The 15808-nt window shown below is 69.4% G+C and carries 11 protein-coding genes; 4 read left to right on the top strand and 7 right to left on the bottom strand.

The window, feature by feature from the left end; genetic code table 11:
* Positions 1-11 precede the first annotated feature (11 nt).
* The gene (locus ACQ86G_RS07775; protein WP_431260049.1) at positions 12-191 is read right to left on the bottom strand and encodes a hypothetical protein; all 180 of its coding nucleotides are present in this window, start codon (positions 189-191) and stop codon (positions 12-14) included.
* A 110-nt stretch (positions 192-301) separates the two neighbouring features.
* Here ACQ86G_RS07775 and ACQ86G_RS07770 point away from each other — a divergent pair, with 110 nt between their 5' ends.
* From ACQ86G_RS07770 to ACQ86G_RS07760, 3 genes are all read left to right on the top strand, one after another.
* Positions 302-1252 (top strand): sensor histidine kinase, encoded by a 951-nt coding sequence (locus ACQ86G_RS07770; RefSeq protein ID WP_431260048.1) that lies wholly within the window; start codon positions 302-304, stop codon positions 1250-1252.
* Positions 1253-1359: 107 nt separating this feature from the next.
* Positions 1360-2181, top strand: coding sequence for a LytR/AlgR family response regulator transcription factor (locus ACQ86G_RS07765; protein WP_431260047.1), 822 nt, complete (start codon positions 1360-1362; stop codon positions 2179-2181).
* Between the two features lie 39 nt (positions 2182-2220).
* On the top strand, positions 2221-4374 hold the full coding sequence (locus tag ACQ86G_RS07760) for an alpha/beta hydrolase domain-containing protein (protein ID WP_431260046.1): 2154 nt from the start codon (positions 2221-2223) through the stop codon (positions 4372-4374).
* A 67-nt stretch (positions 4375-4441) separates the two neighbouring features.
* On the opposite strand, the gene ACQ86G_RS07755 is transcribed toward ACQ86G_RS07760, so the two are convergent.
* From ACQ86G_RS07755 to ACQ86G_RS07730, 6 genes are all read right to left on the bottom strand, one after another.
* Positions 4442-5881, bottom strand: coding sequence for an efflux transporter outer membrane subunit (locus tag ACQ86G_RS07755; protein ID WP_431260045.1), 1440 nt, complete (start codon positions 5879-5881; stop codon positions 4442-4444).
* Positions 5878-9180 carry an efflux RND transporter permease subunit gene (locus tag ACQ86G_RS07750; RefSeq protein ID WP_431260044.1) on the bottom strand — a complete coding sequence of 1101 codons (3303 nt, stop codon included), beginning with the start codon at positions 9178-9180 and terminating at the stop codon, positions 5878-5880. The genes ACQ86G_RS07755 and ACQ86G_RS07750 overlap by 4 nt, the downstream gene beginning before the upstream one ends.
* Positions 9181-9198: 18 nt before the next feature.
* Positions 9199-10392 (bottom strand): efflux RND transporter periplasmic adaptor subunit, encoded by a 1194-nt coding sequence (locus tag ACQ86G_RS07745; RefSeq protein ID WP_431260043.1) that lies wholly within the window; start codon positions 10390-10392, stop codon positions 9199-9201.
* A 292-nt stretch (positions 10393-10684) separates the two neighbouring features.
* The gene (locus ACQ86G_RS07740; protein ID WP_431260042.1) at positions 10685-11332 is read right to left on the bottom strand and encodes a hypothetical protein; all 648 of its coding nucleotides are present in this window, start codon (positions 11330-11332) and stop codon (positions 10685-10687) included.
* A gap of 160 nt (positions 11333-11492) precedes the next feature.
* On the bottom strand, positions 11493-13034 hold the full coding sequence (locus ACQ86G_RS07735; protein WP_431260041.1) for a peptide MFS transporter: 1542 nt from the start codon (positions 13032-13034) through the stop codon (positions 11493-11495).
* A gap of 304 nt (positions 13035-13338) precedes the next feature.
* Positions 13339-15435 carry a heavy metal translocating P-type ATPase gene (locus ACQ86G_RS07730; protein WP_431260040.1) on the bottom strand — a complete coding sequence of 699 codons (2097 nt, stop codon included), beginning with the start codon at positions 15433-15435 and terminating at the stop codon, positions 13339-13341.
* Between the two features lie 93 nt (positions 15436-15528).
* On the opposite strand from ACQ86G_RS07730, the gene ACQ86G_RS07725 reads away from it, so the two are divergent.
* The gene (locus ACQ86G_RS07725; RefSeq protein ID WP_431260039.1) at positions 15529-15807 is read left to right on the top strand and encodes a hypothetical protein; all 279 of its coding nucleotides are present in this window, start codon (positions 15529-15531) and stop codon (positions 15805-15807) included.
* The last annotated feature ends 1 nt before the right edge of the window (position 15808 follow it).

The raw sequence follows: 15808 nt of genomic DNA, 5'->3' as shown, positions 1-15808 counted from the left end.
GGACCCCTCGCCTAGACTCGCCCCATGACTTCGCCCAGCGCCTCCGCCGACGCGGTCCCCGACGCCAAGCCGTCCGCCGCGGCCGCGCCGTCGATCGCCCCATCGACCGCGGCATCGACCACGACATCAACTGCGGCATCGACCCTGGCCTCCTCCTCGGCGTCGGCGGCCCCGCCAGCCGGCGCCGTCAAGGCGGACTGGACGCAGTGGCTGTTCCCCGGCCCGCGCCGCACCTTCACCGAGGCGGAGATCGAGCGCTCGGGCCTGGAGGACGTGGTCCACCGTCATCGACAGCTACGTGATGAGCAACGTGCTGGTGCTGGGGCTGGTCTTCTACACGATGCTGCCGCGGGAGCTGGCCCATGTGATCCTGATCGGCGGCCTGGGGATGGCCTCGCTGGGACTGGGCGTCGCGCGCTGGCTGTGGCGCCAGCCGACCCGCACCCGCTTCAACGGCGCGACCTTCGCGCTCAGCGTGCTGATGGTGCTGTTCACGCTGGCGATGGTGAAGGCGGGCTTCCGCGCCGAGGCCCGCGACCTGCTGCCGTTCGTGGCGGGCGGGATGACGCTGACGGTGTCGTCCTGGTGGTTCCTGACGCTGTACCGGACGCAGCAGTTGAGCGCACGGCTGGCCGAGCTCGACGCGCAGGAGGAGCGCATCGCGATGGCCCAGCGGCTGGCGACGGCGCAGATCCAGCCGCACTTCCTGTTCAACACGCTGGCCTCGCTGCAGCACTGGGTCGACACGCGCGACGACCGCGCCGGGCCGATGCTGCGCTCGCTGACGCGCTACCTGCGGGCGACGCTGCCGATGTTCGAACAGGACCGGCTGCCGCTGGCGCAGGAACTGCAGATCGTGCGCAGCTACCTGGACATCATGCAGGCGCGGCTGGGACAGCGGCTGAGCTGGTCGCTGGACACGGAGGAGACCGCCCAGGCGGCGGTCGCCGGCGCGAGCCTGCCGCCCGGCACGCTGCTGACGCTGGCGGAGAACGCGATCACGCACGGCATCGAGCCCAGCCTCCGTGGCGGGCACATCGCCGTGCGGGTGAAGGCGGTGGATGGCCGCCTGCGCCTGGAGGTGCAGGACGGGGGCCAGGGCCTGCCGGCCGGCGCCTGCGAAGGGCTGGGGCTGGCCAACACGCGGGAGCGGCTCAAGGCGCAGTTCGGCGGCCGCGCCGCGTTAGGCTTGGAGCCGGGCTCGGCCGAGGCGCCCGGGTGCCTCGCCTGGGTCGAGGTGCCGGCCGCCTGACGCCGGCAGCCCGGGCCGACGCCGCCAGGGGCCCATCGAGAGACACATCGAGAGACACATCGGGGATCGCAGCGGTCCCATCGGTCCAATCAGGGGAGACGACACGCATGACGACGAAGATCCGCACGCTGATCGCGGACGACGAGGAAGGCCCGCGCGAGCAGCTGCGCGCCGCGCTGGCGCGCCTGGCGCCGGAGATCGAGATCGTGGCGGCCAGCGTCAACGGCTGCGACGCCTGGGACGACTGCCTCGCGCATGAGCCGCAGCTGTGTTTCCTCGACATCCGCATGCCGGGCATGTCCGGCCTCGACGTCGGACAGCGACTGTCGCAACTGGCGGAGCCGCCGCAGGTGGTGTTCGTCACCGCCTACGGCGACCACGCCCTGTCGGCCTTCGAGGCGGGTGCCGTCGACTACGTGCTCAAGCCGGTCGAGGATGCGCGGCTCGAGCAATGCCTGCAGCGTCTGAGACAACGTCAGGCCTCGCCAGGGGCCGCCGCGGACGACGAAGGATCGGACGGCGACGGGATCCGCGGCGCGGCCTTGCCGGCGATGCCCGCGGCGACGCTGGAGCTGCTGCGCCAGCTGCTGCCCGCGCAGCGTCCCGCGATGCGACCCATCCAGGCCAGCCAGGGTCGCGAGATCCAGCTGATCGCGCCGGACGACATCCTGTTCTTCCAGAGCGACAGCCGCTACACCCGCGTCGTCCATCGCGACGGCGAAGCCTGGATCCGCACCGCGCTCAAGGAGCTGCTGGGTGACCTCGACCCCGACGTGTTCTGGCAGGTGCACCGCTCGGTGCTGGTCAACAGCCGTTTCATCACCAGCGCGACGCGTGTCGACGAGAACACGATGCAGCTCTCGCTCAAGGACTGCGTGGAGAAGCTGCCGGTGTCCCGGCAGTTCCAGGGCTTGTTCAAGGGCCAGTGAGGCGCGGTCGCCCGCCGAGGTAAAACCCGGGCTTCATCCATGAAGCGCAAGGTGGAGGACTCGGCGATGGACAACGCAAGACCGCGAGGTCGCTTTCCGGCAGCGCTGGTGCTGACGGCCACGACCCTCGGGCTGCTCGCGCCCGGCGCGGCGCAGGCCCGCGTGACGCGCATCGTCGTCGACGAGGTGGCGCCGCTGATCGGCGAGCAGCGCGGCTACGAACGGATACGCGGGCGTGCATTCGGCGCGCTCGATCCGGCTGACCCGCACAACGCGGTGATCACCGACCTGAAGCTGGGTGCCGATGCCGACGGCCTCGTGCGCTACGAGACGAACTGGGTGCTCACGCGCCCCGTCGGTCGCCGGCATGCGAGCGGCTTCCTGTGGCACGACGTGCCCAATCGCGGCGGCGACGTCCGGCTGCAACCGGGCGAACTGGCCGCCGGCGACATCGGCCTGCGCAGCGGCTGGCAGGCCGACAACGCCGGCAACACCGGCGTGCCGCGCACGCGGCCCGAGGCGGCGCTCAACCACTACGTCCGCGTGCCCGTCGCGCGCATCGACGGTCAGCCGGTGACCGGTCCGGTGATGGCGCGCATCGTCAATCGCGGCGGGCCGGACTCGCAGCCGCTGATGGTCCAGGGCAATCCGATGCCCTATCTGCCGGTCTCGCTGGACACGACGCGCGCGACGCTGACGGTCCACACGAAGGAGACCGTCGACGGGCGCATCACCACGGCCGGCACCGTCGATCCGAAGGACTGGGCCTTCGCCCGCTGCGATCGCGGACAGCCGTTCCCCGGCACGCCGATCGACATCGATCCGTCGCACGCGCCGGCCAACCTGCCGATCCACGTGTGCCTTCGCAACGGCTTCGAGGCGGACAAGGTCTACCAGCTCGTCTACACCGCGGGGAACGCGTATGTGCTGGGCGTCGGCATGGCCGCGTTCCGCGACGTCGGCGCGTTCTTCCGGCATGCAAAGGCGGACGACGCCGGCACGCCCAACCCGATCGCCGGCCAGGTGCGAGGCAGCGCGATCCGCGGCGTCTCTCAATCGGGGAACATGGTCCGGCAGTTCCTGTTCATGGGCCTGAACCAGGACGAGGCGGATCGTCAGATCCACGATGGCGCGTGGGCGATCATCGCGGGCCGCCGTGTCGCCGCGAATGCCCGCTGGGCGCAGCCGGACGGCGTGCTGGAGCTCTTCCAGATGGGCAGCGAGGGGCCGCAATGGTGGGTCGACTGGCCGGACAAGGCACGGGACCTTCCCGCCAAGGGACTGCTGACCCGCTGCACCGCGAGCAAGACCTGTCCCAAGGTGTTCGAGCACTTCGGCGCCGCCGAGGTCTACGCATTGAAGCTGTCGCTGGCGTGGGTGGGCTCGTCGGCGGACGTCGACATCCCGCTCGCGCCGGACGTGCGCCGCTACTACGTCGCCGGCAGCCCGCACGGCGGCGGAGCGGGAGGCTTCCGGCACGAGCCGGAGAGTGCCTCGTTCAGTTGTCCGGGCAACCACTTCGGGCAGGCCACGCTGGCGCCCAATCCGCTGCCGCATCGCGAGCTGCGCAACCTGCTGAGCGCGGCGATGCGCGACTGGGTGCTCAAGGGCACGCCCCCGCCGCCGAGCCGGTATCCGATGCTGTCGCGCGGCGAGCTCGTCGAGCCGACGCGCGAGGCGATGGGGTTCCCCCGCGGCGTGCCGGGCATTTCGGAGCGCGTCTTCCTGCCGGAGAACTTCGTCTTCCCCGTTTTCGATTACGACTGGGGGTCAGGCTTTGACCGCGTCGAAGCGTCCGGTGTTCCCGACCAGATGCCACCGAAGATCAGACGCGTGCTGCCGACGAAGGTGCCGCGCGTCGATGCCGATGGCAACGAGGTGGGCGGTGTGCCGACGGTGCTGTCGATGGCGCCGCTGGGCACCTACCTCGGCTGGAACATCACCGCCGCCGGCATCCACGCGGGACAGGTCTGCAACTACGCCGGGGGCTACGTGCCGTTCGCGCGGACGCGCGCGGAGCGCGAGGCCAACGGCGATCCGCGCCGCTCACTGGAGGAGCGCTATCGCGATCACGCGGGTTACGTCGCGGCAGTGCAAGCTGCCGCGGACCGCGCGGCGGCGCTGGGCTTCTTGCTTCCGACTGATCGTGCTCGCTTGTTGAAGGAGGCCAAGGACAGCGACGTGTTGCGCTGACACCCAGATTGCAGGCTGGAAAAGGAAAAGGGGCCGAGGCCCCTTTCTTCGTCGTGGCGAACCCGCCTCAGCGCATCGCCGTCGGCGCGGGCGCCTCGACGTCGATGCCGCCCGCCAGCGCCTTGTAGACGCCGACCAGCGAAGTCGCCGCCGCCGTCTGCGATTGCGCCAGCTGGTTGCGTGCGGTCAGCAGTTCGCGCTCGGCGTCCAGCACCGCGAGGAAGTCGCTGATGCCGACCTTGAAGCGCTCGCGCGCGATGTTGGCCGCCTTCTCCGCCGAAACCGCGGCGTCGAACAGCGCCTGTGCCTGCTGCTGGCTGCGGTTGTAGGTCACCAGCGCGCCTTCGGTCTCCTCCAGCGCGGCGAGCACGGTGCGCTCGTAGCTGACGAAGGCCGCCTCGTTGCGCGCGTCCGCCGCCGCGATCTGCGCACGGATGCGGCCGAAGTCGAGCAGGTTCCACACCAGCTGCGCGCCGAGGTTGTAGGCATACGCCGGACCATCGCCGAGGTCGCCGATGCGCGTCGCGTTCTGGCCGATCGTGCCGCCCAGCGTGATGCGCGGGAACATCGACGAACGGGCCACGCCGACACGCGCCGCCGCCGCGGCGGCCTGCGCCTCCGCAGCACGGACGTCAGGACGTCGGCGCAGCAGATCCTCGGGCGTTCCGATGCGATCGAGTGCGATCGTCTTCAGACCCGGCAGCGGCTTGACGTCGGACAGCTCCACGTCGAGCGCCGTCGGCGGTTGGCCCGTCAGCACCGCGAGGCGGTAGCGCGTGCGCGCCAGCGCCATCTCCAACGCGGGAATCGTCGCCGCCGTGCTCTGCACCAGCGCGCGGGCGCGCTCGGTGTCGAAGCCCGTGCCGCGGCCCGCTTCCTGGCGGCCGGCCACCAGCTTCAGCGCGCCCTGCTGCGTCTCCAGCGATTGCTGGGCCACGCGCAGTTGCTCCTGCAAGCCGCGCAGCTCGAAGTAGTTGCGCGCCACTTCCGCCGCGACGCTGACCTGCGCCGAACGCAGACCCGCCTCGCCGGCGAGCAGCTCGGCGGCGGTGGCACGACGCTCGTCGGACAGGCGACCGAACAGGTCCGCCTCCCAGCGCACGTCGAAGCCGACCGAGAACGCGTTGTTGCTCTGCGGATTGCCTTGGGAGTCCGGCGCGCGGACGCGGCCGGCTCCGGCCGTCAGGTCGACGGTCGGGAACAGCTGCGCATCGGCGAAGCGCGACAGCGCGCGCGCCTCGCGCAGGTTGGCCGACGCGATGCGCAGGTCCGTGTTGGCCTGCAGCGCGCGGTTCACCAGCGCGTCCAGCCCGCTGTCGTTGAAGCCCTGCCAGAAGCGGCCGACGGGCGCCTGCGCCAGCGTGGCGCCGTCACCTTGCGGCGCGTTGGCGAAGCCGCCGGCCACCGCGACTTCCGACTTCTTCGGCGCCGGAGCCGTGGAGCAGCCCGTGAGCGCCACCGTCGCTGCCGCCGCGGCGGCCATCAGAGAGACTCGGTAGAACATCATGCGCCCCCCTTCGGCGAAGGCGTGCCGCCCTTGGGCGTATCGGCGTCGTCGACGCCCGGATGGAACGGATGGGCGGCGGCATCGATCTGATGACGCAGCTCGACCGCGTGAGCACGCTTCTTCTCGGTGCTCTTGCGCAGCAGCGCGTAGAACACCGGCGTCAGGAAGATGCCGAACAGCGTCACCCCGACCATGCCCGAGAACACCGCGATGCCCATCGCGCGACGCATCTCGCTGCCCGCGCCGGAGCCCAGGATCAGCGGGATGACGCCGGCGCAGAACGCGATCGAGGTCATCAGGATCGGACGCAGCCGCATGCGGCAGGCGTGGATGATGGCGTCGTGCAGCGCTTCGCCGCGCTCCTCGAGTTCCTTGGCGAACTCGACGATCAGGATCGCGTTCTTGCACGCGAGCCCGACCAGCACCACCAGCGCCACCTGCGAGAAGATGTTGAGATCCCCGGCCTGCGCGAACGGTGGGAAGTGCGACAGCCACACGCCGAACAGCGCGGACAGGATGCACATCGGCACGATCAGGATGATGGCCAGCGGCAGCGACCAGCTTTCATACTGGGCCGCGAGGACCAGCACCACCAGCAGCACCGAGATCGCCAGCACCGCGCCCAAGGTCGGGATCGCGAAGCCGCCGACCTTGATGTCGCGGGTCAGCCGGTCCTGGTAGGTCAGCTCCGTCCACTCGTAGGTCATGCCGCGCGGCAGGTTCTTCAGGCGCTGCTCGATCTCCGCCTCGGCCTGGCCGCTGGAGAAACCGGGCTTGGCCGCACCGTTGATGTCCGCGCTCGGGAAGCCGTTGTAGCGCGTAACGCGCGTCGGTCCGAAGGTCGGATCGACGTTCATCAGCGCGCCCAGCGGCACCATCTCGTTCTTCTCGTTGCGCGTCTTCAGGTCGGTGATGCTGCCGGCGTTGGCGCGGTAGGGCGCGTCCGCCTGCACGATGACCTGGTAGGTCTTGCCGAAGCGGCTGAAGTCGTTGACGTACAGCGAGCCGAGGTTGATCTGCAGCGTGTCGTAGATGTCCTGCAGCTTCACACCCATCTGCTTGGCCTTGACCCGGTCGACGTGCGCGAAGAGCTGCGGCACGTTGATGTCGTAGGTCGAGTACGGCGTGCCGATGCCGCTCTTCGGGTCGCCGTAGATCGGGCCCAGCGTGCCCCAGACGGAACCGAACAGCGCCTGCTCGCCGAGGCCGGCGCGGTCCTGCACCTGCACCTTGAAGCCGCCCGCGTTGCCCAGTCCGTCCACCGCCGGCGGCGGCACGACGAACATGCGCGCGCCCTGGATCTGCTGGATCGCGCCGTTGACCTTGCCCAGGATCGCGTCCTTGGACTTGTCGGCGGTGGTCCGGTTCTCGAATTCGTCCAGGCCGAAGAACACGATGCCTTCGTTGGGCGCGGCCGAGAAGCCGGCGATCGACAGGCCGGGGAAGGCGATCGAGTCACGGATGCCGGGCACCTTCAGCGCGATGTCGCTCATGCGCCGGATGACTTCCTCGGTGCGGTCCAGCGTCGCGCCGGCCGGCAGCTGCGCGATGCCGATCAGGTACTGCTTGTCCGGTGCCGGCACGAAGCCCGACGGGATGCGCGTGAACAGCAGGGCGGTCAGGCCCAGCAGGATCGCGTAGACGATCAGCGCGCCGCCCTTGCGGCGCAGGATGCCGGTGACGCCGCGGCTGTAGCCTTCGCTGCGGCGCTGGAAGAAGCAGTTGAACCAGTGGAAGAACCGGCCGAACAGCTTGTCCATCACCTTCATGATCGGATCCTTGGGCGCGTCGTGGGGACGCAGCAGCAAGGCCGCCATGGCGGGCGACAGGGTCAGCGAGTTGAACGCCGAGATCACCGTCGAGATCGCGATCGTGACCGCGAACTGGCGATAGAACTGGCCCGACAGGCCCGGGACGAAGGTCAGCGGGATGAACACCGCGCACAGCACCAGCGCGATCGCGATGATGGGCCCGGAGACCTCCTGCATCGCCTTGATCGTCGCGGCATGCGGCGTGAGCCCGTCCTCGAGGTTGCGCTCGACGTTCTCGACCACCACGATCGCATCGTCGACCACGATGCCGATGGCGAGCACCAGCCCGAACAGCGTCAGCGTGTTGATCGAGTAGCCCAGCAGCAGCAGCACCGCGAACGTGCCCACGATGGACACCGGCACGGCCAGCAGCGGGATGATGGACGCGCGCCAGGTCTGCAGGAAGATGATCACCACCAGCACGACCAGCAGCACGGCCTCGATCAGGGTGTGGATCACCTTCTCGATGGACGTCGCGACGAAGCGCGTCGGGTCGTAGACGATGTCGTAGCTGACGCCGGCCGGGAAGCTGGCCTTCAGGCGCTCCATCGTCGCGCGCACATCCTTGGAGATGTTCAGCGCGTTGGACTGCGGCGCCTGGAAGATGCCGATGCCGACCGCTTCCTTGTTGTTCAGCAGGCTGCGCAGCGCGTAGGTGCCGGGGCCCATCTCGACGCGACCCACGTCGCGCACGCGGACCAGGCCGCCGGTGGCGGTGTCGGTGCGGACGATGACGTCGGCGAACTCTTCCTCGGTGACGAGGCGGCCCTGCGTGTTGATCTGCAGCTGGAAGTCGGTGCCCTTGGGCGCCGGCGGGGCGCCGACGACGCCGGCCGCGACTTGCGTGTTCTGCTCACGGATGGCGTTGGTGACGTCGGAGGCGGTCAGGCCGCGACCGGCCAGCTTGGCCGGATCCAGCCAGATGCGCATCGCGTAGTCGCCGGAGCCGAAGACCTGCACCGAGCCCATGCCCTGCACGCGCAGCAGCTCGTCGCGGACCTGCAGCTGCGCGTAGTTGCGCAGGTACAGCGCGTCGCGGCTGTTGTCCGGGCTGACCATGTGGACGACCATGGTCAGGTTGGGACTGGACTTCTCGGTCGTCACGCCGATCTGCCGGACGATGTCGGGCAGGCGCGGCAGCGCGCGGTTGATGCGGTTCTGGACCGCCGTTTCCGCGGCTTCCGGGTTGGTGCCGATCTTGAAGGTGACCGTCAGGGTCATGCCGCCGTCGGCGGTGGCCTGGCTGTCGAAGTACAGGACGTTTTCCAGCCCGTTGATCTGTTCCTCGAGCGGTGTCGCCACCGTCTCGGAGATCACGCGCGGGTTGGCGCCGGGGAACTGGGCGCGCACGACGACCTGCGGCGGCGCGACCTCGGGGTACTCGGAGATGGGCAGCCGGAAGATCGCCAGCAGGCCCACCAGGAAGATGAAGATCGAGAGGACCGACGCAAAGCGCGGCCGCTCGATGAAGAAGCGTGAGATATCCATGGACGGCCTCGCGTCGGGTTACTTCGACGACGCGGCGGGAGCGGCGGGGGCGGCGCCTTGCGGCGCGGCGACGGGGCGTCCCTTGTCGTCGAGCTTGGCCTGCTGCGGCGTGACCGGCGCGCCGGGCATCGCATGCTGGAGGCCGTCGATGATCACGAGCTCGCCGGGCTTGACGCCCTGGACCACGCGGTAGCCGTCGAACAGCGCGCCGGCCTGGACCGGACGGGGCGCCACGATGTTGTTGGCGCCGACGACCATCACGACCTTGTTGGCCTGGTCCGTGCCGATGGCGCGGTCGGGGATCAACGTGGCGGTGTAGGAGCCGGTGCCTTCCAGCTTGACGCGCGCGAACAGGCCGGGCGTGAACAGCCCGTCCTTGTTGTCGAAGACGGCGCGGCCGCGGATGGTGGCGGTGGCCGGATTCAGGCGGTTGTCGACGAAGTCCATGCGGCCTTCATGCGGGTAGCCCTGCTCGTTGGCCAGGCCCAGGTGGACCTTGCTGGCCTGCTCGCGCTTGGCGCCGCCGGCGCGCGCGGCGGCGGCGTACTTCAGGAAGGTCGCCTCGCTGGCGTCGAAGTAGGCGTAGACCTTGTCGCTGGAGACGACGGTGGTCAGCACCGGCTCGCCGATGTTCACCAGGTTGCCGGGCGTCACGTTGGCACGCGAGCTGCGGCCGGTGACCGGGGCGCGGACCTGGGTGAACTCCACGTTCAGCTTGGCCTGGGTCACGGCGGCCTCGGCGGCGCGGATGTTGGCCTCGTTGTTGCGGACGGCGGCCTTGAGCTGGTCGATCTCCTGCTGGCTGACGCCCTGGATGGCGACGAGCTTCTCGGCGCGGCCCAGGTCGGACTTGCTCAGGTCGGCGGCGGTGCGGGCGGCGGCGGCCTGGGCCTCGGCGCGGGCGACCTCGGCCTGGAACGGACGCGGATCGATGGTGAAGAGCGGATCGCCCTTCTTGACGACCTGGCCTTCACGGAAGTGGACCTTGTCGAGTGTTCCGGCGACACGGGCGCGGATCTCGACGGTGTCCGGCGCTTCCAGGCGCGCGGTGAATTCATCGAAGTCCTGGACTTCGCGCGCGATCGCCGGGGCGACCGTCACGGGCGGAGGGCCGCCATGCTGTTGTTGTTGATCCTGTTGTCCACAGGCGGTCAGCAGCAGCGCCACCAGGGCGCCGGCGACGGCGTTGCGATTGAAAGAAGGTCCAGCCATGCATCACTCCCGAAAACGCCCACGGCATCTGTTGCACCGCAGCGTGCGGCGGAATGTACGCGGTACACGAATCACCAGCCAGTGCCTGGGGCAATACCTGTCCCTTTGCCGCAGGGCTTCTTTGAAACGATTGACTGCCTGGGCAAGGTTGTGAGCAAGTCTCGTTGGAGACACTGCCGGAAAACGTCAGGAGGGTGGACGGTTCGGAGGATTGGGCAAGGATGCCGGACCCCCGGTGGCGGCTGCGCGGGTCCGGGCTTCGCCTGCGCATTCTCAGCTTCGCATGCCAGCGTCAGCGCAGGAGGGTGTCGAGCTCTTTCCCTCGGGACGGCGGCTCGCCCGCGGCGATCAACCGATGCTGTTCCGGCGTCAACGGCGGGTACCCCGGATTCACCTCTCCCGTCGCGACACGTTCGATGGCATCCAGTGCCGCCACGGCGGGATATGCGGCGGCGGCGCTCCAGCGGCCTCGGTGATAGCAGTTCCAGTAGCTGATGGCGCGGCTTCGCGTTGTCGACATGAAGCCGGGATTGGCCGCGACGAAGGCCGCGAGCTCGGCAGGGGACATATAGGCGATCGTCTGGGCGGCGAGCTCGACGATTTCAGCCACGTACTCGCCAAGCAGTTGGATCAGGAACGGGATTGCCCACGGTTGATCGATGGCGCCAAGCTGACGCAGGCAGGCTTCCCGGACGCGCCCGTCATGATGCCGGGTCCCCAGGCAGAGGGCGAGGGGTCGCGCGTTGCTGGTCGAGCCGCTCACGATCGCATGCAAACGATCCGGCAGGCAATAGAGGCGATACGGGAAGGTCAGGGCCTCGCCCCGCACGAACGTCGTGATGCCGTTGGGAGAGGCGTCGCGCTCCGACTGCAGCAGCGAGCGGACCGGCGCATCGCCAGACAGCGGCAGTGCGGCGAGAAGAAGATTCTGGAAAGTCATGAGCGTACTCTGGATCGAGTCTCGTCGGTCGCCGACGATTGCGCCTGATAGAAGCGGCATTGCTCCGGCCAGGGAGCGATCCTATTGCAAACAGCGGGCAAGAAAAACCCGGGCGGGGCCCGGGTTTGATCGATTCGAGCAAGGCGCGCAGCGCTATCGCTCAGTGAACGCCGTGCATCAGCTTCTTCATCAGCGGGCTGAGCAGCATCAGCAGGAGGCCGGCGCCCGCAGGCACGATGGTGAAGATCAGGAAGAAGGTGGACATCGAGTACGTCGACGAGATCGCGTCGATGTACGAGCCCGTCATGCCGGCGATCTTGTTGGCGATCGCGGCGTTGACGAACCAGACGCCGAACATCAGGCCCAGCAGGCGCGCCGGCGCCAGCTTGGAGATGTAGGACAGGCCGACCGGCGACAGGCACAGCTCGCCCATCGTGTGCAGCAGGTAGGCCAGCGTCAGGAAGACCATGCTGACCTGCGCCGTCTTCGCACCCGCCGGGATGCCTGATGCGCCGTACGACAGCGCCGCGAAGCCCAGGCCCAGCAGCACCAGGCCGACGCCGAACTTCACCGGACCGCTCGGGTTCCAGCGACGCTCCCACATCTTGCTGAACATCGGCGCCAGGATCACCAGGAAGAAGGAGTTCAGCACGCCGAACCAGGTGGCCGGGATCTCGGATTGTTCCAGCGCGAATTCGCGGCCCAGCATCCACAGCGACAGGCCCCAGATCACCGCCAGCGCCAGCGCCAGCAGGCCGTTGGACAGCTTGTAGAGGCCCTCGGTGCTGCGGCCCAGCTTGATCAGCAGCCAGCTCAGGATGGCCACCGGGATCAGCGTCATCAGCGAGTTGACGATCTTGAAGATCAGCCCGCTCGTGCCCACCAGCGCGCGGTCGGTGTAGTCCGCCGCGAAGATGGTCATCGATCCGCCGGCCTGCTCGAAGGCGAACCAGAAGAAGATCGTGAAGAACGAGAACACGCCGATCGCGATCAGGCGGTCACGGACGATGTGCGCGGGCGTGTCGTCCAGCGGCTCGCTCGCATCCACCAGCGGTGCGTTCTTGCTGGGGACGCCGCCGATGTCGCCGAAGATGCCCTGCGCCAGCCAGAACTGCAGCGCGCCCAGGATCATGAAGACCGCCGCCAGGCCGAAGCCGTAGTGCCAGCCGATCTTCTCGCCGATGTAGCCGCACAGCGAGATGCCGAAGAAGGCACCGGCGTTCACGCCCATGTAGAACAGCGTGTAGCCGCCGTCCCGCTGGCCTTCGTTGTCCTTGCTGTAGAGCTGGCCCACGATGGCCGAGATGTTCGGCTTGAACAGGCCTGTGCCCAGGATCACCAGACCCAGGCCGACGTAGAAGGTCGCCTTGGTGTCGAAGAACAGCGCGATGTGGCCGGCCGCGATGATGAAGCCGCCCAGCACCACCGAGCGCCGCGTGCCGAGGAAGCGGTCCGCGATGTAGCCGCCGATGATCGGCGTCAGGTACACCAGCATCGTGTACGTGCCGTAGAGGCTGGTCGCCTCCTCGCGCGTCCAGCCCCAGCCGCCCTTGGCGGCCTCGGAGATCAGGTACAGCACGAGCAGCGCCCGCATGCCGTAGTAGGAGAACCGTTCCCACATTTCGGTGAAGAACAGGACGAACAGGCTGTTGGGCTGGCCGAGGATGGTCTGCCGCGCTCCGGGAGTTTGAATTGTGTTCAAACGACGCTCCGTGATCGATCGCTGGTGGATCGCTGAGGAATCAATGACCCGTCGCTCCGGGTCACGGGAAACCGCGTTCCAGGGATCAGAACGCGTTTGCCGCTGGTCCAGGCCCCGGATCGATCCGATCCTTCAGGGCCCGCCAGCGGCAGGCGGCGCCATTGTCAGCGAAAGGTCAGCGTGAACCGGCCCCTCGGCATTAGGGCTCACCCTAGGTGCGAAGGCCCTTCGCAGGGCCCGTGCGCACACCTCGCCACGGCTTCAGGCGGCGCGTCCGGGCGACGCGTGTGCGTGGGTCTGGCGCTCAGCGGCGTTCCTCGCGCAGCAGCCGCAGGCCGTTGAGCACCACCAGCAGGCTCGCGCCGGCGTCGGCCAGCACCGCCAGCCACAAGGAGCCGATGCCCGCCAGCGTCAGCGCCGCCACGATCGCCTTCAGGCCCAGCGCGACGACGATGTTCTGCTTCAACACCGTCGCCACGCGCTCGGACAGGTCGATCAGCTCGGGCAGCTTGCGCAGGTCGTCCTGCATCAGCGCGATGTCGGCGGTCTCCAGCGCGGTGGCACTGCCGGCGGCGCCCATCGCGATCGCGATGTCGGCGCGGGCCAAAGCCGGTGCGTCGTTGACGCCGTCGCCGATCATCGCGACCGGGCCTTGCTCGTCGGCGAGCGTCGCGATCGCGTCGAGCTTGTCCTGCGGCAGCAGCGGCGCGCGCACCGCGTCCTGCGGCAGGCCGAGGCGGCCCGCCATCGCGACGGCGCTCGCGCGCTGGTCGCCGCTGAGCATCGTCAGCGACAGGCCGCGCGCGCGCAGCGTCTTGAGCACCTCGGCGGCCTCGGGTCTCGGCGTGTCCGACAGCGCCAGCAGCGCCAGCGTCTGCGCGCCGCGCATCAGCCAGACCAGCGTGTGGCCCTGCGCCTGCAGCACGCGGGCCGCCTGGCGGGCCTCGTCGTCGACGGCCCCGCGCTGCTCGGCCAGTCGTTCATTGCCGAGCGCGAAATCGGCACCGTCCAGCTGCGCGGTCAGGCCCAGGCCCGGCAGGTTCTGCAGGTGATCGACGGGCTCCAGCATGGAACCGATCCGCTGCGTGTGCGCCGCGACGATCGCCTGCGCCAGCGGATGCATGCTGCCGGCGTCCAGCCGCGCGGCGAGGTGCAGCGCCTGATCGGCGTTCACCGACGGGAACAGCGGTTGCACCGCCGCCAGTTGCGGCCGGCCCTCGGTCAGCGTGCCCGTCTTGTCGAAGGCCAGCGTCTTCAGCTGCCGGGCGCGCTCCAGATAAAGGCCGCCCTTGATGAGGATGCCGCGTCGCGCCGCCGAGGCCAGGCCGCTGACGACGGTCACCGGCGTCGAGATCACCAGCGCGCACGGGCAGGCGATCACCAGCAGCACCAGGCCCTTGTAGATCCAGTCGCTCCAGGTCCCGAAGCCCAGCAGCGGCGGCAGCATTGCCAGCGCGACGGCCACCAGCACCACCGCGGGCGTGTACACGCGGGCGAAGCGGTCGATGAAGGCCTGCGTCGGTGCGCGTTGCGACTGCGCCTGCTGCACGGCGGCGGCCATGCGGTCGAGCAGCGTGTGGCCCTTGCCGGCGGTGATCTCCATCTCCAGCAGGCCGTCGCCGTTGATGCTGCCGGCCAGCAGCGCATCGCCGGGCGCCTTGTCGACCGGCATCGCCTCGCCGGTCAGCGCGGCCTCGTTCAGGCTGGAGCGGCCCGTGAGCAGACGCCCGTCGAGCGGCACACGCTCGCCCGGAGGGACACGGACCTTCGCGCCGATCGCCACGTCCGCCGCGGGCACCGACGTCCATCGGCCATCGGCGCCTTGCACCTGCGCCGTCTCCGGCGCCAGCTGCGTCAGCGCGCGGATGGCGTCGCGCGCGCGGGCCAGGCTCAGGCTCTCCATCATCTCGGACAGGCCGAAGAGCCACACCACCATCGCCGCCTCGGGCCACTGGCCGAGCACGATCGCGCCGATCACCGCCAGGCTCATCAGCAGGTGGATGTTGAGCGTCACGCTCTTGAGCGCGATCCAGCCCTTGCGCAGCGTCGGCAGGCCGCCGAGCAGCATCGTCGCGACCGACAGCGCGATCACGACGGGTCCCGACTCGTCGAAGCCGGAGAACGCGAGCGTCTCCGCCGCGATGGCGGCAATGCCGGCGATCGCCATGCGCCACTTCAGGCTGCTCGATAGCGCCGGCGGCGGCGCGGGCGGCGGGGCTTCGGCCTCGATGGGCTCGGCACTCATGCCGGCCGCGCTGATCGCCGCACGCAACGGCGCGTCGTCGGGCAGGCGGTGGTGGACGTCGAGCAGGCGGTTGATCAGGTCGAACTCCAGCGCGACCACGCCGTTCCTGCCTTGCAGCTGCTTGCGCAGCAGGCCTTCCTCGGTCGGGCAATCCATGCCGGCGATGAAGTAGCGCTGACGGGTCGTCCCGGCGAGTGCCTCAGCGCTCGGGGCCGGCGGCTGCGGGGCCGGCGCGGCGCACGACGCGCCATGGTCGTGGTCGTGGTCGTGGTCGTGGTCGTGGTCGTGGTCGTGGTCGTGGTCGTGGTCGTGGTCGTGGTCGTGACCATGCTGATGACCCGGGTCGGCTTCGTGACGATGCGCATGCGCGGCCGGGGCGGGCGCCGGCGCGACGGCTGTGTGACCGCAACATCCGCCGCAGGAGGTCGCGGCGGGCTCGGGCGCGGCGGGGCGGTGATCGTGTTCCTGATGTGCCATGGGGTCGATTGGATAGTCTGTAGCCGCTCCAAGGTCAAGCGGCTATGCTGAC

Origin of the sequence: Roseateles chitinivorans (genome assembly GCF_050632145.1) — a bacterium.
Classification (GTDB): Bacteria; Pseudomonadota; Gammaproteobacteria; order Burkholderiales; family Burkholderiaceae_C; genus Roseateles; species Roseateles chitinivorans_B.
This window is presented reverse-complemented; position numbering and strand designations above follow the sequence as displayed.